Source organism: Cellulomonas sp. P4_H4 (genome assembly GCF_056400865.1).
On record NZ_JBFUKL010000002.1, the window covers coordinates 153952 to 173439 of the forward strand.

Genomic DNA, 19488 nt, shown 5'->3' on the forward strand with positions numbered 1-19488 from the left:
CATGGCCTCGACGATCCAACGTCGACGGAACAGGGCCGCACTGGCCCTGCTGACGCCGGCACTGCTCGGCATGATCGTGTTCTTCGTCTTCCCGCTGGTGATGACGGTCGTCTACTCGTTCACGGCGTTCGACCTGTCGAACCCGCCGCGGTGGAACAACTTCGCCAACTGGAAGTACCTGGTCAGCGGTGACCCGCTGATCGGCACGGCGACGCTCAACACGCTGTGGTTCGTCGCGATCCTGGTGCCGGCACGGATCGTCGGGGCCCTGTTCGTCGGCTGGGTGCTCACGCGTGCCCGGCGTTCGTCGGGCGTCCTGCGCACGGTCTACTACCTGCCGGCGCTCATCCCTCCGGTGGCGGCGACGATCGCGTTCGTCTTCGTGTTCAACCCCGCCACCGGACCCGTGAACGAGATCCTCGGCGCGTTCGGCATCGACGGGCCGGGCTGGTTCACCGACCCGGCCTGGGCGAAGCCGTCGCTCGTCCTGCTCGGGCTGTGGGTGCTCGGCGACATCATGGTGATCTTCCTGGCCAGCCTGCTGGACGTGCCCACCGAGCAGTACGAGGCCGCCGAGCTCGACGGCGCGAGCACGCGTCAGCAGTTCTGGTTCGTCACCGTGCCCAACCTGACCCCCGTCCTGCTGTTCGCGCTCATCACCGGGATCATCGGGGCGCTGCAGTACTTCACCGAGCCGGCGGTCGCGTCGTCGACCGCGATGGGCAAGTCGAACGTCGGGCAGGGTGCGGCCGGAGCGATGGGCTGGCCGGACCAGTCGACGCTCACCTACGGGCAGCTGCTGTACTCCAAGGCGTTCGGCGCCAACCTGCTCGGCTACGCCTCGGCCATGGCCGTCGTGCTGTTCGTCGTGGCGGCGATCGTGATGGCCGTCCTGCTCCGCCGGTTCAAGTCGTTCACCCCGGACGTGGCCAGTTGAACCGCCGGAGCCGCTCGCCGCTCATCTGGGTTGCGGACCACGCCGCGTTCCTCGCGCTCGCGATCATGTTCCTCGCGCCGTTCGTGTTCATCCTGCTGACGTCGGTGATGTCGCCCGAGCAGGCGGGTACGTCGTTCGGCTGGCCGACGTCGTGGCACTGGGACAACTACGCCGAGGTGTTCGACAAGCTGCCGATGCTCAAGTACACCGGCAACTCGTTCCTCTACGCGGGCCTGGCGACCGCCTTCATGCTCATCTCGTCGGTCCCCGCGGCCTACGCCCTGGCCCGCATCCAGTTCCGCGGGTCCGGACTCCTGCTCATCGCGGTGATCGGGATGATGCTGCTCCCGCCGCAGGTCACGAGCGTGCCGCTGTACGTCATGTGGTCGCACCTCGGCCTGACCGGGAGCCTGTGGCCGCTGATCCTGCCCAACCTGCTGGGCGACGCGTTCTCGATCTTCCTGCTGCGCCAGTTCTTCCTGACCATCCCCAAGGAGTACACGGAGGCGGCCCGGCTCGACGGGTGCGGCGAGCTCCGCACGATGCTCCGCGTCATCGTCCCGATGGCGAAGCCGGGCATCGCGGCGACCGCGATCTTCATGTTCTTCGCTTCGTGGAACGACTACTACGGCCCGCTTCTCTACACCTCGGAGAACGAGTCCGCCTGGCCGGTCTCCTACGCGCTCGCGCAGTTCCGCGGGGCGCGGTCGGTCGACTGGAACCTCACGATGGCCGCGACGATCATCGCGATGATCCCGGTCGTGCTCATCTTCTTCCTCGCCCAACGGATCTTCGTCCAGGGCGTCACACTGACCGGAGTCAAGGGATGAAGCTCACCGTCATCGGTGGCGGGTCCACCTACACACCCGAGCTCGTCGACGGGTTCGCCCGGCTGCGGTCGATGCTGCCGCTGACCGAGCTGTGCCTCGTCGATCCTGACGCGCACCGGCTCTCGCTGGTGGCCGGCGTCTCGCGGCGGATGTTCGCGCGGTTCGGGTACGACGTCACGGTCACCGCGACGTCCGACGTCGTCGCGGGGGTGTCCGACGCGTCGGCCGTCCTGTTCCAGCTGCGGGTCGGCGGACAGGCCGCCCGGCACACCGACGAGACGTTCCCGCACGCGTGCGGGTGCATCGGTCAGGAGACCACCGGCCCGGGTGGGCTGGCCAAGGCGCTGCGCACGGTCCCGGTCGTCCTGTCGCTCGCGGACCTGGTCCGTCGGCACGCCCGGCCCGACGCGTGGATCGTCGACTTCACCAACCCGGTCGGGATCGTGACGCGGGCGTTGCTCGAGGAGGGTCACCGGGCCGTCGGTCTGTGCAACGTGGCCATCGGGTTCCAGCGCCGGTTCGCGTCGATGCTCTCCGTGGAGCCGTCCGCGGTCCAGCTCGACCACGTCGGCCTGAACCACCTGACCTGGGTGCGCGGGGCGACCGTCGACGGCGTCGACCGGTTGCCGGGCCTGCTCTCCGAACGCCTGGCCGAGATCGCCGACGAGATCGAGCTGCCTGCGTCGCTCGTCGAGCTGCTCGGCGTCGTGCCGTCGTACTACCTGCGCTACTACTACGCGCACGACGAGGTGCTCGCCGAGCAGCGGGGCGCCCCGACCCGGGCGCAGGCGGTCACCGCGGTCGAGGACGAGCTGCTCGCGCTGTACGCCGACCCGTCGGTGGACACCAAGCCGGCGGCCCTCGAACGCCGTGGCGGTGCCTTCTACTCCGAGGCGGCCGTCGACCTGCTCGCGTCCCTCACGGCCGACCGAGGCGACGTGCAGGTGGTCAACGTGCGCAACGGCGGCACGCTGCCCTTCCTCCCCGACGACCACGTGATCGAGGTGCCGGCGACGATCGGAGCGTCCGGCATCACGCCACTGTCGGCGGCCCCGCTGCCGACCGACATCGCGGGGCTCGTCTCGCACGTCGCCGGCTACGAGCGCCTCGCGCTGGAGGCCGCGGTCCACGGCGGTCGGGCGCGTGTCGAGCGCGCCCTGCTCGCCCACCCGCTCGTCGGTCAGTACGACCGGGCGTCCCGCCTGACCGACCTGCTGCTCGACGAGAACCGCGCCCACCTGGCCTGGGCTCGATGAGCGTGCTGGTCGCCGTCGACGGCGGCGGCAGCAAGACCGACGTGCTCGTGTTGGACCCCGACGGGACCGTGCTCGCGCACAGCCGTGGACCGGGTTCGTGCCCGCAGGTGATCGGGGTGCAGCCCGCGCTCGACGTGATCGACCTGCTGGTGCGCGAGGCGTTGGGAGGCCGGACCGACGTCGTCCGCGTCGGGGTCTACCTGTCCGGGCTGGACCTGCCGGTCGAGATCGAGACCTTCACCGCGGCGCTGCGGACCCTCCCGTGGTTCACGCCGGACGCGTCCGTCGTCGACAACGACACGTTCGCGCTCCTGCGCGCGGGCACCGACTCGCACGAGGCCGTCGTCGTGGTGTGCGGGACGGGCATCAACTGCGTCGGACGCCGGGCCGACGGCGCGACCGCCCGGTTCCCTGCGCTGGGCCGGATCTCCGGTGACTGGGGCGGTGGGTACGAGCTGGGGGAGCAGGCCATCTGGCACGCGGCCCGTGCGCTCGACGGGCGTGGACCGGCGACGTCGTTGGGGCTTCTGGTGCCCGCCGCCCTGGGACGCTCCTCGATGGCCGACGTGATCGAGGACCTGCACTTCGAGGTCCTCGGCCACGACGACGTCGTCGGCCTCTCACCGGTGCTCCTGGCCGCGGCCGCGCGTGGCGACGCCGTGTCCTGCGCGGTCGTCGAGCGGCAGGCCGAGGAGGTCGCAGCGCTAGCCCTGGCCGCGCTGCGTCGGCTGGAGCTGGCCGACGCCGCCGTGCCCGTCGTGCTCGGCGGGGGAGTGCTCGCGGCGCGGGACCCGGACCTGACCGAGGGGATCCGTGCGCGGATCGCGGCCGGTGCACCGCGGGCGCACCTGACGTTCGTGACGGACCGGCCCGTGCTCGGCGCGGCGTTCCTGGTGCTCGAGGCGCACGGTGCGGGCGGCCCGGAGCTCGAGCGCGCGCGGGCATCCGTGGGCGGCCTCGCGGCGCTCGTCATGTAAAGAACTCTTGACATGACGACGGGGGCTACCCTACGTTCGAGATGTCAGGAATTCTTGACATCAAGCTCGGAGGCGCAGCCATGAAGGCCATCGTTCAGCGCGGCTACGGTTCGGACGCCGTGCTCTCGTTCGAGGACGTCGACGACCCGACGGTGGGCGAGCGCGACGTCCTGGTCCGCGTGCGAGCCGCCTCCGTCAACGCCGCCGACTGGTACACCGTGCTCGGCAAGCCGTACCTCATCCGCGCGATCTCCGGGCTGCGCACCCCGCGCGTCCCGGTCGCCGGCAAGGCGCTCGCGGGTGTCGTCGAGGCCGTCGGAGGGTCCGTCGTCGGGTTCGCGGAGGGCGACGAGGTGTGGGCCGAGCCCAACGGCGGCGCGTTCGCCGAGCTCGCGAGCATCCCGGCCAAGCGTGTCGCCCACAAGCCGGCGGGTCTGACCTTCGAGCAGGCCGCCGCCGTGCCGCTCGCCGGCACCACGGCCCTGCAGGGGCTGCGCGACGTGGCTCGCCTCGCTGCTGGTCAGTCTCTGCTCGTGATCGGCGCGTCCGGCGGTGTCGGCACGTTCGCGGTCCAGCTCGGCAAGGCGTTCGGTGCTTCGGTGACCGGGGTCTGCAGCACCCGGAACGTCGAGCTGGTGCGCTCGCTCGGCGCCGACCGCGTCATCGACTACACCCGTGAGGAGCTGTCCGGCCGGTACGACGTGATCTTCGACCTGGTCGGCGACCGAACCCTGTCGACCCTGCGCGGCGTGCTCGCCGAGCGCGGGACGGTCGTCCTCTCGGCCGGGCAGGGCAACCGGGTGACGGGGCCACTGGGCCGGATCGCGCGGGCCGGCGTCCTGTCGCTGGCCACACGGCAGCGGCTCCGCCCGCTCGTCGCGACGTACAGCTCGTCGGATCTCGACGTCCTGGCGCGGCTCGTCGACGAAGGATCGATGACGCCCGCCATCGAGTGCACCTACCCGCTGAGCGCCGGGCGCGACGCCGTGCGACACCTTGGGGTGGACCACGCGCGCGGCAAGGTCGTGGTGCTCCCGTGAGCCGCGCCCTGGACGAGAAGGACGACGGCATGACGTTCACCGAGCGCAACGTGTGGGTCTTCGCGATCGTCTCGCTCGCATCGTTCCTCGCCTATGCCGCGGTGATCCTCGCTCGTGCACGCGACCAGCCGATCGAGGACGTGGACTACGTTGCGCCCATGCTCTGGTCCATCGGCCTCGCCATCGTGGCGTCGATCCTGGGCACGATCTTCGTCTCGGTCGTCTGGCGTCAGGACAACCACCGCAAGGACCAGCGGGACAAGGAGATCGACCGGATCGGGGAGTACACCGGCCAGTCGTTCCTCGTGATCGGGGGCCTCGCCGGCCTGGTCCTCGCCATGGTCGAGGCCGACTGGTTCTGGATCGCCAACACGCTCTACCTCGGGTTCATCCTGTCCGCCATGCTCGGTTCGATCACCAAGATCGGGCTCTATCGCCGCGGACTGCCTTCGTGGTGAAGCCCACCCGGGTCACCAACACGATCCGAGCCCTGCGCTTCGCCCATGACGAGATGACCCAGGCCGAGCTCGCAGGCCGCATCGGCGTCACCCGCCAGACCGTCATCGCGATCGAGCAGGGCCGCTACTCGCCGTCCCTCGAGATGGCGTTCCAGATCGCTCGCGTCTTCGGCGTGCCGCTGGACGACGTGTTCCAGTACCCGGAACCCGCGGGGGACGGGCCGAGGTCCGGTCCGGACGGCCGCTAGCTCCGGGGCTCGTCGCCTGCCAGCCCTGCGTTGAGTACCGCCTCCCCGAGGTCGCTCGCGGTGGTCACCGTCAGCCCGGCCGGCGGCGCCGCACCGTCCAGCGCACCGGCCGGGACGATCGCCCGCGTGAAGCCGAGCCGGGCGGCCTCGGCCAGACGGCGGCCGACGCCCGACACGGTCCGGATCTCCCCGGCCAGCCCGACCTCGCCGATCGCGACCAGGCCGCGCGGCAGGGGCACGTTCTCCCTCGAGCTGACCGCGGCCAGCGCCAGGGCGAGGTCGGCGGCGGGCTCGATGACGCGCGCGCCGCCGATGGTCGACACGTACACGTCCTGGTCCGCGAGGCGCACACCCAGCCTGCGCTGCAGCACCGCGAGCACCATGGCGAGGCGACTCCCGTCGACACCGCTCGTGGTCCGGCGCGGGTTGGGGACCGAGCTCAGCGCGACGAGCGACTGCACCTCGGCGACGAGCGGGCGGCGCCCTTCGAGCGTCACGGTCAGGCACGTGCCGGGGACGGGATGCAGGGCCTGCGAGACGAACAGTCCGGACGGGTCGGTGAGCCCGACGATGCCTGCCTCGGACAGGTCGAAGCAGCCGACCTCGTCGGTCGGCCCGTAGCGGTTCTTGGTGGCGCGCAGCATGCGCAGCCGGGAGTGCCGGTCGCCCTCGAACTGGCAGACGACGTCCACGAGGTGCTCCAGCGTGCGGGGCCCGGCGACCGCGCCGTCCTTGGTGACGTGGCCGATCAGCACGACGGGCATGTCCCGCACCTTGGCGGCCTGGATCACCGCGGCGCTGACCTCGCGCACCTGGGACACGCCGCCCGCGGTGCCGTCCACCTGCGCGGAGGCGATGGTCTGCACGGAGTCGACCACCAGCAGGTCCGGGTCCTGCTGCTCGATGTGGCCGAGCACCGTGGCCAGGTCGGTCTCCGCCACGAGCAGCAGCGTGGGCGCCAGGGCGTGGATCCGGCCCGCGCGCAGCCGCACCTGTGCGGCGGACTCCTCGCCGGTCACGTAGAGCACCTTGCGTCCGGTGCGAGCGGCGCGTGCCGCCACGTCGAGCAGCAGGGTCGACTTGCCCACGCCGGGCTCGCCGGCCAGCAGCACCACGGCGCCGGGGACCAGGCCCCCGCCCAGCACGCGGTCCAGCTCGTCGACGCCCGTGGACTGCGCCCGGGCGGTCTCGACGTCGATCTGGTCGATGGGCAGCGCCGTGGACCTGGTGGGTGCCGTGGCGACGGTCTTCGGGGCACCACCACCCGGTCCGGTGTCCTCGAGGACCGAGCCCCAGGTCTGGCACTCGCCGCAGCGGCCGACCCACTTGGACACGGACCAGCCGCACTCCGAGCACCGAAAGGCAGGACGCGCCGGCCGCGCAGAACCGCTGGGCCGCTTCACGCTCGTCGTCGTCACCTGCCGCACGCTAGATGCAGGGTCCGACACGGTGCCGTTGCCACGCGACTGAACACCGGTTTAGTCTGGTGAACGTGCGTTCAGAGGACCTCACCGCGCGAGCACGGATCCGTGACGCGGCCGTCGCCCGGTTCGGCCGCGACGGCTTCGGCGTGGGCGTGCGCGCCATCGCGTCCGACGCCGGGGTGAGCGCGGCGCTGGTCATGCACCACTTCGGTTCCAAGGACGCGCTGCGTGCCGAGTGCGACACGTACGTGCTCGACGTCGTCAAGCGCGAGAAGTCCGACGCGATGGCGGACCCGAGCCCTGGCGAGGTCATCGGCCGGCTCGCCAAGATCGAGGAGTACGCGCCGCTGTTCGCCTACATCGTGCGCAGCCTCCTGGAGGGCGGCGCGCTCGCGGCGAAGTTCGTCGACGGCCTGGTCGCCGACGCCGACACCTACCTCGAGGCGGGCGAGCTGGCGGGAACGGTGCGAGCCTCGCGCGACCCCTCCGGCAGGTCCCGGACCCTCGTCGCGACCCAGGTGGGCCTGATCGTGATGGCCCAGCTCGACGCGGCGGCCGGCCGCGGCACCGCACCCACCGACGACCCGGCGAAGGCCATGACCGAGCTGTACGAGCGCTCGCTGCTGGCCGGGCTCGAGCTCTACACGCACGGTCTGTTCACGGACAGCGGCTATCTGGACGCCTACGAGAAGTACAAGGAGCAGTCATGACCGACGCCATCCACATCCGCGGGCTGGTCAAGTCGTTCGGTGCCAAGCGGGCGCTCGACGGGTTCGACCTGACGGTCGGGACGGGCGAGGTGCACGGCTTCCTCGGCCCGAACGGTGCAGGCAAGTCGACCACCATCCGCGTGCTCCTGGGCCTCCTGAGGGCCGACGAAGGGGAGGTGTCCCTGCTCGGCGGCAACCCCTGGCGGGACGCGGTCGCGCTGCACCGGCGGCTCGCGTACGTGCCGGGCGACGTGAACCTGTGGCCCAACCTCTCGGGGGGTGAGGCGATAGACGTGCTCGGACGGCTGCGCGGCGGGCTCGACCCGGTGCGGCGGGACGAGCTGATCGAGCGGTTCGAGCTCGACCCGCGCATCAAGGGTCGCGCGTACTCCAAGGGCAACCGGCAGAAGGTCGCGCTCGTCGCGGCGCTCGCGGCCGACACCGAGCTGTTCCTCATGGACGAGCCGACCAGCGGTCTCGACCCGCTGATGGAGGCGGTGTTCCAGCAGGTCGTGCGGGAGGTGGCCGCCGAAGGACGCACCGTCCTGCTGAGCAGCCACATCCTGGCCCAGGTGGAGGTGCTGTGCCGTCGCGTCACGATCATCCGGAGCGGCAAGGCGGTGCAGAGCGGGTCGCTCGAGGAGCTGCGCAGCCTGCGTCGGACCACGGTGACGGCGGCGCTGCGCGACCTGGACGGTGCGGTCGCGGCCCTGCCCGCGTCGGACGGCGTGCACAACCTCCAGCGGCACGACGGGCACCTGACGCTCGACATCGACACGCCCGCGCTCGGTGACGTGCTCGCGCGCCTGACCACGTTCGGTGTCGACTCGCTGACCGCGCACCCGCCGACGCTCGAGGACCTGTTCCTGCGCGAGTACAGCGACGAGCTGGCGACCCTCGGCGTGGTGGAGGGGTCGCGATGACGGCGGTCGCGGCACACCATGTCCACGCCCCGGCTGCACGCTCGGGTCCGCTGTCCGGCACGCGCGGGCTCGTCCGTGTGGCGCTGCGGCTCGACCGGTTCAGGACGATCCTCTGGGCCGTCTCTATCGGGCTGATCGTGTGGGTCTCGATCGACGCGCTGAACACCGCCTACGCGACGCCCGAGTCCCGGCAGGCGCGCGCGACGCTGATCTCGTCGCCCGCCGCGACCGCGCTCGCGGGTCCCGGGTACGGGCTCGACGACTACACGATCGGCGCGATGACGGCCAACGAGATCGGCCTGTGGGTCATGGTGCCGGTCGCGATCATGGCGCTGCTGACCGTCACCCGGCACCTGCGCGCGGCCGAGGAGGACGGACGGCTCGAGCTGGTGCGGTCGGCGCCGGTCGGCCGGGACGCGCAGGTGGTCGCGGGGATCATCGCGGCAGTCGTCGCGACGCTGGCTGTCGGGGTGGCCACGTTCCTCGGCCTCGTGGCCGGCGGGCTCGAGACCGAGGGTTCGCTCGCGCTCGCGGGCGGGGTCGTCATGGTCGGGCTCGTGTTCGCGGGGGTGTCCGCCGTCGCGTCGCAGCTCACGGCCCACGGCCGCACGGCCAGCTCGCTCGGCATGGCCGTGCTGGGCGTCGCGTTCCTGCTGCGCGCGATCGGGGACGTGAACGGACCCGAGAGCACGTCGGTGCTGACCTGGCTGTCCCCGTTCGGATGGGCGCAGGCGACCGCGGCGTACGTGTCGACGAGGTTCTGGCCGCTCGCGATCGGGGTGGTCGTCGCCTTCGCCCTCGTCCTCGTCGCGTTCTGGCTCGTCGGTCGTCGCGACGTCGGCACGGGCCTCGTGGCCGAGCGGATGGGTCCTCGCGGGGCGTCCGCGCGCCTGACCGGGATGGTCGCGCTCACGACGCGCCGCCAGCTCGGCGCGATCGCCTCGTGGGGGTTCGCGGTGGTCGCGATGGGAGCGGTCGTCGGGCTGCTCGCCAACGAGCTCGTCGACTTCCTCGGCTCCGACCCGAGCTTCCAGGAGCTGCTCCCGTCCGGTCCGGGCGGGGCTGTGGCCGGTGCGCTCGCGCTCTACATGCTCTTCTTGGCCATCACGACGGGCACCTACGCGGCGACCGCGCTCGGCGCCGCCCGCGCGGAGGAGAACGCGACCCGCGGCGCGACCGTGCTCGCCCTGCCCGTGTCGCGGTGGCGGTGGCTCGGGTCGCAGGTCGGGGTCGCGGCTGTCGCCTCTGTCGTGATCATGCTGGTGACGGGCCTGGTCGTCGGGCTGACGGCCGCGAGCTCGCTCGCGGAGGGCTCCGACGTCTGGACGCTGGTCGGTGCCGCCGCCGTGACGCTGCCCGCGATCGGCTGCATGCTCGGCGTCGCCGTCCTGCTCGTCGGACTGCTTCCGCGCGCCTTCGGGCTCGTCTGGGCGTACGTCGCCTACGTGTTCGTCGTCGGGATGTTCGGCGGGATCCTGCCCGAAGGCTCCGATGCGCTCTCGCCGTTCACCTACACCCCGCAGCTGCCCGCGAAGGCGATGGACTGGCCGCCCGTCCTCGCCCTGACGGTCGTCGCGGTCGCTCTCGTCGGGGGTGGGCTGGCGGCGTTCCGACGTCGCGACGTGGTCGGCTGAGTCGCGGCGCTCCGGCGTCGGTAACGCGGCCCGGCGAGGTTGCCTCGGTAGGCTGCGGACGTCCGGCGAGGGTTCGGGCACCGCGAACCAGGGGGGACACGCGATGAGCGACACCGGCAGGCCCGGCGCCGATCCGACCGAGCCTGGAGGTCGTCCCTCGTGGAGCGCGACGGGCGCGACGCCCCCCGGCGCGCCGCGCACCACGCCGCCGCCGGTGACCAGCTGGCAGTCCGCACCGACCTCGCAGATCCCGCCCGTCCCACCGACCTCGCCGACGCCTCAGGCTTCGACACCCCCGGTGGTCCCGCCGAGCACGAGCGACGAGCCGCCCGCCGACGAGGCCAAGAAGCGCCCGGCGTGGCTGCTGCCCGCGATCATCGGCGTGGTCATCCTCGTTGTCGTGGCCTTAATCCTCGCGATCGTGAACTCCAACGGGTCCGACGAGGCGCCACCGCCCGTCGCGTCGACGGTCGTGGCCGAGTCGCCGACGCCGACGGTCGAACCCGTCGCGCGCACGGCCACCACGGCCTTCGCCACGGCTCTGCCGGCCTCGGTGCTGCAGTACGCGCTGGCGACGTCCGCGGACGACCCCGAGTGGATCGCCGCCGGCGCGCTCGAGGCGTACACCGAGACGTACACGGACGGCGCCGCCGGCACCGCGACCGTGAACGCCGGCCAGTGGGAGACGGCGCCCGAGGCCACCGCGTTCGCGGAGAGCCTCGTCGCCGCACTCCCGGCCGCCCCGGCCCCGGAACCGAGCGCGAGCGCCGAGCCCGGCGCCCAGACGTTCCCGCAGACCGGAGAGGTGACCGCGGGCGGTGAGGCCGTCGGCACCTACACGATCGCCGACGTGGGCGACGGCAACGGGGTCGCCGTCTGGACGAATGGCACCTCGGTCTTCCAGGTCACCGCACCGCTGGCCGACATCGTCGACTTCTACTCGGCCTACCCGCTGTAGGTCGTCGTCCTGGACGGGTTCAGTCGCGGGCGATGATCGACAGGACGTTGCCCGCCGGGTCGGTGAACCAGGCGATCAGCGGCCCGCCCCCGCGGAACACGTAGTCGTCGTCTGTCTCCACGGGCGTGCCCGCGTACTTCTCGAACTCGACGCCCTTGGCCCGCAGCTCGGCGACCGTTCCGGGCACGTCCTCGACCGGGAAGTTCAGCACGGTGTAGGTCGCGGGCGTGTGGGCCGGCCCCTTCGGGTAGATCAGGACGTCCTTGCCGCCCGCGAGGTGCAGAACGGCCATCCCGTTCTCCTCCGACGCGTCGAGCCCGAGCGTGTCGCCGTAGAACGCCAGCGCCGCAGGGATGTCGTCGGTCGAGAAGCCGCTGAACGCATTGCTGAGATCCGCCACGGGACCACCTCCGTCGTCGTCGAGACCACCAGCCTCCCGCGACGCACCGACAGGAGCCACCGCAGAGGTCAGGCGCGCGCGGGGATCCGGCTCCGCTCCGGGCGCTCGGTGCGCGGCGCGGGCTGCGGCGGGGCGGCGGGCAGGGTGACGGTGAACGTCGTCCCGGGAGTGTCGCGGCGCGCTCGACCCGTGCCTGGGCCGACCGTGATCGTGCCGCCGTGGGCGGTGACCACGGCATGGGCGATCGCGAGCCCCAGGCCGGTCGACCCGGTCGTGCGGTTGCGGGACGCGTCGCCGCGCGTGAACCGCTGGAACAGGCTCTCGCGCAGCGCGGGCGGGATACCCGGCCCGTCGTCGGTCACCTGGAGCACCACCGACGAGCCGTCGCGCCGGAGCCGGACGGTCACGGCCGTCCCCGCGGGCGTGTGGAGGCGGGCGTTGGACAGCAGGTTCGCCAGCACCTGGCGCAGGCGGTGGTCGTCGCCGACCACGAGGACGTCGTCGGGGGAGGTGTCCTCGGCGAGGTCGAGCTCCCAGGTGTGGTCCGGGCCCGCGGCGTGCGCGTCGGTGACGGCGTCGATGGACAGCAGCGCGAGGTCGACGGGTTCGGTCTCGAGGGGCCGACCGGCGTCGAGGCGGGCCAGCAGCAGCATGTCCTCGAGCAGCCCGGTCATCCGCAGGGACTCGGACTCGACCCGCGCCATGGCCTGCAGCGCACCCGCCGGCAGCTCCTCGGGGGAGCGCCGGACGAGCTCGGCGTACCCGCGGATCGAGGCCAGCGGCGTACGGAGCTCGTGCGAGGCGTCGGCGACGAACTGGCGCACCTGCGACTCGGACTCGTGCCGTGCGGCGAGCGCCTTCTCGACGTGCCCGAGCAGCTGGTTCAGGGCGGTGCCGACCTGCCCGACCTCGGTCGTGGTGTCCGTGTCCGCGGCCGGTACGCGGTCCGCGAGGACCACCTCGCCGCGGTCCAGGGGCAGGCGGGCGACGCGGTTGGCGGTGCTGACCACCCGGTCGAGCGGTCGCAGCTCGCGGCGCACGAGGATGAGCCCGATGGCCGCGGCGACCACGAGTGCGAACGCTGCGACGACGGCCTCGATCACGATGTACGTGGTGACGGTGCTGGTCACGGACGCGAGAGGCCATGCGGTCGACGTGAACGTGCCTTCGGAGGTCAGGGTGGACATCGCCCGGTACTGACCGAGACCGGTCAGGGTGATGGTCGAGATGTGGCCGTCGGCCGGCACGGCGAGCATCTGCTGGATCTGCTCGTCGGTCAGGCGCGTCAGGTTGCCGTCGTCGTCGCGGTAGCCGGCCTCGCTCGCCGTCAGCGTGGTGGGATCCGTGCCGGACGGGACGAGAACGTTGACGGTCCCGGTGTCCTGGAACGGCGGCACAGATCCGGCCGTGACCGCCGGGGGAGCGATCTGCGGCTGGGTGCGCAGCTGTGTCCCCGCGCCGTCCCCGGAGAAGTCGGCTCGCACGTCCGTGGCGCGGTTGTGCGCCATCTGCAGCTTGTCGTCGACCTGCGCCACCAGCGAGCTGCGCAGCGCCAGCGTCGTCACCGTGCCCATGGCGGCCGCGACGACGGCGACGAGCGTGACGACCATGACGACCAGTCGCCGACGCAACGTCCACCGAGGACGAGAGACCGCCAGAGCCATCAGACGGACGGCTTCAGCACGTATCCGACGCCACGCAGCGTGTGCAGCATCGGGGTGCGTCCCTTGTCGATCTTGCGACGCAGGTAGGACACGTAGAGCTCGACGATGTTGGCCTGGCCGCCGAAGTCGTACTGCCAGACGCGGTCGAGGATCTGGGCCTTGGACAAGACCCGCTTGGGGTTGCGCATGAAGTACCGCAGCAGCTCGAACTCGGTCGCGGTCAGGCGGATGTCCTCGCCGTCGCGGGTCACCTCGTGGCTGTCCTCGTCCATCGTGAGGTCGCCGACGACGAGCACGGCCTCCTCGCGTGAGGACACCGACCCGGTCCGGCGCAGCAGGGCGCGCAGCCGCGCGACGACCTCCTCGAGGCTGAACGGCTTGGTCACGTAGTCGTCGCCACCGGCGGTCAGGCCGGCGATCCGGTCCTCGACGGCGTCCTTCGCGGTCAGGAACAGCACGGGCACATTCGGGTGGGTGGCGCGGACGCGGCGCAGCACGTCGATGCCGGACAGGTCGGGGAGCATGACGTCGAGGACGATGACGTCGGGGTCGAGCGCCTTGGCGGTCTTCACGGCCGCGTGGCCGGTCAGGGCGTGGTCCACCTGCCAGCCCTCGTAGCGCAGGGCGGTGGAGAGCAGCTCGGCAAGGGTGGGCTCGTCGTCGACGACGAGCGCGCGGACGGGGGTTCCGTCGGGACGCGTCAGGACGTCCGGGCGGCGGCTGGTCGTGATCGTCATGGTCCGACCTTCGACCTGCCACCTGTGGCGGCCCTGGATCGTTCCTGTGAAACGTCTGAGAACCGTCAGTCGAGCGGGTGCGGGCGCTGTGCTCCGGCAAGGGCCGCCGTGAGGATCGCCTCGATCGCAAACTTGGTGGCGACCGGGAGGTCGACCTCCTCGTCGAGGAGCCACTGGACCTGGAGACCGTCCATGACACCGATGATCGAGCTGGCGGCGCAGTCGGCGAGCTCGTCGGACACGTCGTCGCCCGCGACGGCCAGCAGGGCCGCGCGGATCTCGCCGCGCAGGACGGTGAACCGCTCGGTCACCCAGGTGCGCGCCGGGTGGTTCTCGGTCACGGACTCGCCGGTCAGGACGGTGTAGCCCTGCACGATCCCGCGGCGCTCGACGTTCGCCTTGGCGGTTCTCAGCAGGTGGTGGAACAGCTCGAGCCCGCCGGGGATGTGCTGCCCCTCGAGGTCGCGGACGTCCTCCTTGTCGCGGTACTCGAGCACCTCGACCAGCAGCTGCTCCTTGGAGCCGAAGTGGTGCAGGACGCCCGCGTGGGTGATCCCGACCTGCTCGGCGACCTCGGTGAGCGAGCCGCTCATGTAGCCCTTGGAGCCGAAGGTGTTGGCAGCCGCCCGCAGGATCTCGGCCCTGCGCTCGGCAGTCGCCTGGCGGGGCTGTCGCGGCTTGCGCGCGACCGCCTTGGCGGGGGCCTTCGGGGGAACGGCGTCGTCCATGACCGAAACCATACTGTGATCTTTCCACTTACTGACAAGTCAGTAAGTTGTGCTTTGATGCTCGGCAGTAGACAGCTCCACCTAGACGACGATGTCGGATCGGAGATTCGCACCTGTGTCACTCGACACGGCCACCCAGCCGCCCACGGCTGAACGGCCCACCACCGGAGATGCCGCGCTGAGCGCTCTGCTCACGCGACTCTCGCTCGAGGAGAAGGTCCGCCTCGTCGTCGGTGCGGGTCTGTGGTCCACCACCGCCGTGCCGCGCATCGGCCTTCGTGCGATGCACGTCTCGGACGGCCCCGCCGGGGTGCGCGGCATCTCCGACAGCGCCGACGAGACGTCGGCGTCGTTCCCCGCGCCGAGCGCGCTCGCCGCGACCTGGGACGTGGACCTGGCCGACGAGGTCGGTGCCGTGTTCGCGGCCGAAGCCCGCCGGCACGGCGTCGACGTGGTGCTCGCCCCGCAGGTCAACCTGCAGCGCACCCCCGTCGGCGGCCGCCACTTCGAGTGCTACTCCGAGGACCCGCTGCTCACCGGTGCGATCGCCGTGCACGTCGTGAAGTCGGCGCAGGACCGTGGCGTCGGCATGTGCATCAAGCACTTCGTCGCCAACGACTCCGAGACCGAGCGCACCAGCTACCTGGCCCGCGTCGACGAGCGCACGCTGCGCGAGGTGTACCTGGCCCCGTTCGAGGCGCTGGTCCTCGAGGCGCAGGCCTGGTCCGTCATGGGCGCCTACTCGGGCGTCGACGACGGCACCACCGCGGCTCCCGTGCTCGAGCACCGCCCGCTGCTCACCGGCGTCCTCAAGGACGAGTGGGGCTTCGACGGCGTCGTCGTCAGCGACTGGGTGGCCACCAAGTCCGTCATCGGTGCCGCCGAGGGCGGCCTCGACCTGCAGATGCCCGGACCGGACGGCCCCTGGGGCGACGGCCTGCTCGACGCGGTGCGCTCCGGCGACGTCAGCGAGTCGCTCCTGGACGACAAGGTCCTGCGGCTCCTGCGCATGGCGCAGCGCGTGGGAGCGCTCGACAGCCTCGAGCCGTCCGGCGCGCTGCGCGACCAGGTGGGTGACGTGGACGCCCGCGAGGTCCTGCGCCGCCTGGTCTCCCGTTCGATGGTCGTGCTCCGCGACGAGGAGCACGCGCTGCCCGTCGCTCCTGAGGACGTCACCCGCATCGCGCTCCTGGGCCCGAACGCGGTGCACCCCTTCCAGCAAGGGGGCGGCTCCGGCTACGTGCGCCCCGACCGCTCGTCCACCCCTCAGGACGCGCTGCACCTCGCCTTCGGCGAGGTCGAGGTCGATCTGCACGCCGGCGCGGTCTCCCGCCTGCTTCCCCCTGCGCTGGATCTTGCCGGTCGCTGCACCACCCCCGAGGGCCACGTCGGCGCCCAGGGCGAGCTGCTCGACGCGGACGGTGCCGTGCTCGCCACGGCCGACGTCACCGAGTGGAACGGCTGGCTGCGCGAGGTCCCCGGCCCCGCGGCCGCGCTCCGCATCCGCACGACGGTCCGGCTCGACGAGCCCGGCCGCCACGAGGTCGGTGTCGGCACGGTCGGCAAGCACGTGATCACGGTCGGCGGCCAGGTGCTCTCGACCAGCGACACGGTCGTCGGTGCAGAGGTCATCCTCGACTCGAGCGTCAACCAGCCGCCGCCGGCCACGCTCGTGATCGACGTGACCGAGCCGACGACCGTCGAGGTCGACGCGCTGGTCCAGGCCGTCCACCCTGTCGGGTACGCGAGCTTCGTGCGTGCCGAGCTGGTGCACCGCACCCCCGGCACCTCGCCGGACGAGCTGCTCGCGGTCGCCGTCGAGGCCGCTGCCGCCGCCGATCTCGCGATCGTCGTCGTCGGGACCAACGAGGAGATCGAGTCCGAGGGGTACGACCGCACGAGCCTCGGGCTTCCGGGCACGCAGGACCAGCTGGTCAAGGCGGCGCTCGCGGCGAACCCGAGGACGATCGTCGTCGTCAACGCGGGCGCGCCGGTGCTGCTGCCGTGGCTCGACGAGGTGCCCTGCGTCGTGTGGGCGTGGCTCGGTGGCCAGGAGTGGCCCGAGGCCCTGGCCGACGTGCTGACCGGAGTGACCGAGCCGGCCGGGCGCCTGCCGTGGACGCTCCCCGCGCACGAGTCGGACGTCCCGGTCCCGGACGCGATCCCCGTCGACGGCGTCGTCGACTACTACGAGGGGGTGCACGTCGGGTACCGCAACTGGCTCGCGCTCGGCCGCACGCCCGCCGCCCCGTTCGGGCACGGGTTGGGCTGGACCACGTGGGAGTACGAGTCCCTGACGACCGACGGCGACGACGACGGCGGTGTCGTGCTGGACGTCGTCGTCAGGAACACGGGGACCCGTGCCGGTCGCGAGGTCGTCCAGGTGTACGTCGAGCCCCCGGAGGACTCGCCCTCGGGCGAGCGTCCGGTGCGCTGGCTCGGCGGGTTCGCTGTCGTGCACGCCGAGCCCGGCGCGCACGAACGGGTCCAGGTACGGGTGGACGCGCGCGCGTTCCGCACCTGGGACACGGCACTGCCCGGTTGGGTGACGCCCTCCGGGACCTACCAGATCCGCGTGGGCCGTTCGTCAGGCGACCTACGTCTCGCGGTCGAGGTGGACCTCCCGGGTTCCCCGAAGACCGGGCCAGACCCGCTCCTGTAGTTCCGTCAGCCAGCCAGACCAGCACGTGCAGTTCCGAAGTAACGGACGATCCGCAGTCGTCCGCACAGCTCCCCTGTCAGTCGATCCAGCGAACGACCCCCGTAAGTCCCCAGCAGTGCAAGGAGGCACTCCGTGAGAACGCGCAAGCTCGCAACGATGATGGCCGGTATGGCCACGGTGGCCATGCTCGCCACCGCCTGCTCCTCGGGCAGCAGCAGCGACGACCCCAGCTCGACCGGTGGCGGCTCGTCCGACGCCGTCCTGACCATCGGTATGCCGAACGGTGTTCAGACGAACAACCAGAACCCGTTCGCCACGAACTCGTCGGCCATGTCGCTCGGCTACGCGTTCGTCATCTACGAGCCCCTCATGATGGTGAACGAGGCCAAGCCGGCCGACGACCCCGAGCCCTGGCTCGCCGAGTCGGTCACCTGGAACGACGACTACACCGAGGCCACGATCACCCCCCGCTCGGGCGTGAAGTGGTCCGACGGTGAGGACTTCACCGCCAAGGACGTCGAGTTCTCGATCAACCTGCGCAAGAACAACGACGCGATCAACGCTGCGGCCCTGCCGTACGGCGACGTCGCGGTGCAGGACGACGGCACGGTCAAGGTCGGCTTCACGACCGGCCAGTTCGTCAACCAGACGAAGCTCTACAGCCTGATGATGGTTCCGGAGCACATCTGGAAGGACATCGCGGACCCGACGACGGACACGAACGACAACCCCGTCGGCACCGGCCCGTTCACGCTGACGACCTGGACGCCGCAGGCCGCGACCCTCGACCCGAACCCGAACTACTGGGGTGGCAAGTCGCAGGTCCACCAGCTGCGCTACTCGTCCTACACGGACAACACCGCGCTCACGACCGCGCTCACCACGGGTGAGGCTCAGTGGGGCTGGACGTTCATCGCGGACTACGAGAACGTCTACATCGCCAAGGACCCGACCAACTACCACCAGTGGGCGGCCGCGGGCCTGGGCATCGACACGATGTTCCTCAACAACGAGACCAAGCCGTTCAGCAACAAGGCGTTCCGCCAGGCGATGAACACGGTGCTCGACCGCGAGAACATCACGAAGATCGCGACGTCGGGCGTCAACCCGGTGCTCACGAACGTCACGGGCCTGCCGCTGCCGGCCGGTGAGCCGTTCCTGAACCCGGACTACGCCGACCAGGACTTCGCGTCCTCGGTCGACGACGCCAAGGCGATCCTCGAGGACGCCGGCTACACCGGTGTCGGCGACAAGCTCGTCGACCCCGACGGTGAGCCTGTCTCCTTCGCCATCACGGACCCGACCGGTTGGAACGACTACAACACGGCCCAGGACCTCATCGTGGCGGCTGCCCAGTCGCTCGGTGCCACCGCGACGGCGGAGAAGCCCCCGGCCGACAACTGGTTCGAGGACGTCCCGCTCGGCAACTTCCAGGCTGCTCTGCACTGGACCGACGGTGGCGCCACGCCGTACGACATGTACTCGGACATCATGGACGGCGCCCAGTACGTGCCGCTCGGTGAGAAGGCGAACTGGAACTTCGGTCGCTACCAGAACGAAGAGGCGACGGCTGCGTTCGAGACGTACGCCAGCAGCTCCGACGAGGCCGACCGTACGGCCGCCCTCAACACCATCCAGCAGATCTTCGTCGAAGAGGTCCCCGGCATCGCGATCTGGTCGCGTCCGCAGACCGCGCAGTACTCGACGAAGAACTATGTCGGCTGGCCGTCGGAGGAGGACTCCTACGCCGGGCCGCAGCCGACCCGTCCGGGTGCCGCCGAGATCGTCATGAAGCTCAAGCCCGCGAGCTGACGAATCCGGGTTGTCGTCAGGGTGCCGATCCTCCGATCGGCACGATGATGGCCTGACGACAGACCGACCGCGGGTGCGGTGGGACTCCTC

The 19488-nt window shown here is 71.3% G+C and carries 18 protein-coding genes; 13 read left to right on the plus strand and 5 right to left on the minus strand.

Annotation, left to right across the window (positions count from 1 at the left end; all coding sequences use genetic code 11):
* Position 1 precedes the first annotated feature (1 nt).
* The 7 genes from AC1DPN_RS06990 to AC1DPN_RS07020 all read left to right on the plus strand — a co-directional run bounded on the left by AC1DPN_RS06990 (position 2) and on the right by AC1DPN_RS07020 (position 5746).
* Positions 2–937, plus strand: a complete 936-nt coding sequence (locus AC1DPN_RS06990) for a carbohydrate ABC transporter permease (RefSeq protein ID WP_477084012.1) — start codon at positions 2–4, stop codon at positions 935–937.
* Positions 934–1767, plus strand: a complete 834-nt coding sequence (locus tag AC1DPN_RS06995) for a carbohydrate ABC transporter permease (RefSeq protein ID WP_477084013.1) — start codon at positions 934–936, stop codon at positions 1765–1767. Before AC1DPN_RS06990 ends, AC1DPN_RS06995 begins: the two co-directional genes overlap by 4 nt.
* Positions 1764–3023 carry a 6-phospho-beta-glucosidase gene (locus tag AC1DPN_RS07000; RefSeq protein WP_477084014.1) on the plus strand — a complete coding sequence of 420 codons (1260 nt, stop codon included), beginning with the start codon at positions 1764–1766 and terminating at the stop codon, positions 3021–3023. Before AC1DPN_RS06995 ends, AC1DPN_RS07000 begins: the two co-directional genes overlap by 4 nt.
* Positions 3020–4000, plus strand: a complete 981-nt coding sequence (locus tag AC1DPN_RS07005) for an N-acetylglucosamine kinase (RefSeq protein WP_477084015.1) — start codon at positions 3020–3022, stop codon at positions 3998–4000. Before AC1DPN_RS07000 ends, AC1DPN_RS07005 begins: the two co-directional genes overlap by 4 nt.
* Positions 4001–4080: 80 nt before the next feature.
* Entirely contained in the window at positions 4081–5040 is a 960-nt protein-coding gene (locus AC1DPN_RS07010) for an NAD(P)-dependent alcohol dehydrogenase (RefSeq protein WP_477084016.1), read from the plus strand.
* The gene (locus AC1DPN_RS07015; protein WP_477084017.1) at positions 5037–5498 is read left to right on the plus strand and encodes a hypothetical protein; all 462 of its coding nucleotides are present in this window, start codon (positions 5037–5039) and stop codon (positions 5496–5498) included. The genes AC1DPN_RS07010 and AC1DPN_RS07015 overlap by 4 nt, the downstream gene beginning before the upstream one ends.
* Positions 5492–5746 (plus strand): helix-turn-helix transcriptional regulator, encoded by a 255-nt coding sequence (locus AC1DPN_RS07020; protein ID WP_477084018.1) that lies wholly within the window; start codon positions 5492–5494, stop codon positions 5744–5746. The genes AC1DPN_RS07015 and AC1DPN_RS07020 overlap by 7 nt, the downstream gene beginning before the upstream one ends.
* Here the strand turns inward: AC1DPN_RS07020 and radA are convergent.
* Positions 5743–7164 carry a DNA repair protein RadA gene (gene radA / locus AC1DPN_RS07025; RefSeq protein WP_477084019.1) on the minus strand — a complete coding sequence of 474 codons (1422 nt, stop codon included), beginning with the start codon at positions 7162–7164 and terminating at the stop codon, positions 5743–5745. The genes AC1DPN_RS07020 and radA overlap by 4 nt on opposite strands.
* 74 nt (positions 7165–7238) lie before the next feature.
* On the opposite strand from radA, the gene AC1DPN_RS07030 reads away from it, so the two are divergent.
* The 4 genes from AC1DPN_RS07030 to AC1DPN_RS07045 all read left to right on the plus strand — a co-directional run bounded on the left by AC1DPN_RS07030 (position 7239) and on the right by AC1DPN_RS07045 (position 11395).
* Complete coding sequence (locus AC1DPN_RS07030) at positions 7239–7880, plus strand: TetR/AcrR family transcriptional regulator (RefSeq protein WP_477084020.1); 642 nt, start codon at positions 7239–7241, stop codon at positions 7878–7880.
* Positions 7877–8803 carry an ABC transporter ATP-binding protein gene (locus AC1DPN_RS07035; protein WP_477084021.1) on the plus strand — a complete coding sequence of 309 codons (927 nt, stop codon included), beginning with the start codon at positions 7877–7879 and terminating at the stop codon, positions 8801–8803. Before AC1DPN_RS07030 ends, AC1DPN_RS07035 begins: the two co-directional genes overlap by 4 nt.
* Complete coding sequence (locus tag AC1DPN_RS07040) at positions 8800–10437, plus strand: ABC transporter permease (protein ID WP_477084022.1); 1638 nt, start codon at positions 8800–8802, stop codon at positions 10435–10437. Before AC1DPN_RS07035 ends, AC1DPN_RS07040 begins: the two co-directional genes overlap by 4 nt.
* A gap of 103 nt (positions 10438–10540) precedes the next feature.
* The gene (locus AC1DPN_RS07045; RefSeq protein WP_477084023.1) at positions 10541–11395 is read left to right on the plus strand and encodes a hypothetical protein; all 855 of its coding nucleotides are present in this window, start codon (positions 10541–10543) and stop codon (positions 11393–11395) included.
* A 19-nt stretch (positions 11396–11414) separates the two neighbouring features.
* Here the strand turns inward: AC1DPN_RS07045 and AC1DPN_RS07050 are convergent, their stop codons facing one another.
* The 4 genes from AC1DPN_RS07050 to AC1DPN_RS07065 all read right to left on the minus strand — a co-directional run bounded on the left by AC1DPN_RS07050 (position 11415) and on the right by AC1DPN_RS07065 (position 14924).
* Positions 11415–11795 (minus strand): VOC family protein, encoded by a 381-nt coding sequence (locus AC1DPN_RS07050; RefSeq protein ID WP_477084024.1) that lies wholly within the window; start codon positions 11793–11795, stop codon positions 11415–11417.
* Positions 11796–11863: 68 nt separating this feature from the next.
* Positions 11864–13405 (minus strand): sensor histidine kinase, encoded by a 1542-nt coding sequence (locus tag AC1DPN_RS07055; RefSeq protein ID WP_477084025.1) that lies wholly within the window; start codon positions 13403–13405, stop codon positions 11864–11866.
* Between the two features lie 53 nt (positions 13406–13458).
* Positions 13459–14196: a response regulator transcription factor gene (locus AC1DPN_RS07060; RefSeq protein ID WP_477084026.1), complete on the minus strand. Its 738-nt coding sequence runs from the start codon at positions 14194–14196 to the stop codon at positions 13459–13461.
* 65 nt (positions 14197–14261) lie between these two features.
* Positions 14262–14924, minus strand: a complete 663-nt coding sequence (locus tag AC1DPN_RS07065; RefSeq protein WP_477084027.1) for a TetR/AcrR family transcriptional regulator — start codon at positions 14922–14924, stop codon at positions 14262–14264.
* 115 nt (positions 14925–15039) lie between these two features.
* Here AC1DPN_RS07065 and AC1DPN_RS07070 point away from each other — a divergent pair, with 115 nt between their 5' ends.
* Together AC1DPN_RS07070 and AC1DPN_RS07075 are read left to right on the plus strand one after the other, a co-directional pair.
* The gene (locus AC1DPN_RS07070) at positions 15040–17586 is read left to right on the plus strand and encodes a beta-d-glucosidase (protein WP_477084028.1); all 2547 of its coding nucleotides are present in this window, start codon (positions 15040–15042) and stop codon (positions 17584–17586) included.
* A gap of 132 nt (positions 17587–17718) precedes the next feature.
* The gene (locus AC1DPN_RS07075; RefSeq protein WP_477084029.1) at positions 17719–19398 is read left to right on the plus strand and encodes an ABC transporter substrate-binding protein; all 1680 of its coding nucleotides are present in this window, start codon (positions 17719–17721) and stop codon (positions 19396–19398) included.
* Positions 19399–19488: the final 90 nt, after the last annotated feature.

Excerpts from the sequence above, each read along its gene's own strand:
- AC1DPN_RS06990 (WP_477084012.1), top strand. The coding sequence starts at position 2 with ATGGCCTCGACGATCCAACGTCGACGGAACAGGGCCGCACTGGCCCTG.
- AC1DPN_RS07000 (WP_477084014.1), top strand. The coding sequence starts at position 1,764 with ATGAAGCTCACCGTCATCGGTGGCGGGTCCACCTACACACCCGAGCTC.
- AC1DPN_RS07005 (WP_477084015.1), top strand. The coding sequence starts at position 3,020 with ATGAGCGTGCTGGTCGCCGTCGACGGCGGCGGCAGCAAGACCGACGTG.
- AC1DPN_RS07010 (WP_477084016.1), top strand. The coding sequence starts at position 4,081 with ATGAAGGCCATCGTTCAGCGCGGCTACGGTTCGGACGCCGTGCTCTCG.
- AC1DPN_RS07035 (WP_477084021.1), top strand. The coding sequence starts at position 7,877 with ATGACCGACGCCATCCACATCCGCGGGCTGGTCAAGTCGTTCGGTGCC.
- AC1DPN_RS07040 (WP_477084022.1), top strand. The coding sequence starts at position 8,800 with ATGACGGCGGTCGCGGCACACCATGTCCACGCCCCGGCTGCACGCTCG.
- AC1DPN_RS07045 (WP_477084023.1), top strand. The coding sequence starts at position 10,541 with ATGAGCGACACCGGCAGGCCCGGCGCCGATCCGACCGAGCCTGGAGGT.
- AC1DPN_RS07055 (WP_477084025.1), bottom strand. The coding sequence starts at position 13,405 with ATGGTCGTCACGCTCGTCGCCGTCGTCGCGGCCGCCATGGGCACGGTG.
- AC1DPN_RS07060 (WP_477084026.1), bottom strand. The coding sequence starts at position 14,196 with ATGACGATCACGACCAGCCGCCGCCCGGACGTCCTGACGCGTCCCGAC.
- AC1DPN_RS07065 (WP_477084027.1), bottom strand. The coding sequence starts at position 14,924 with ATGGACGACGCCGTTCCCCCGAAGGCCCCCGCCAAGGCGGTCGCGCGC.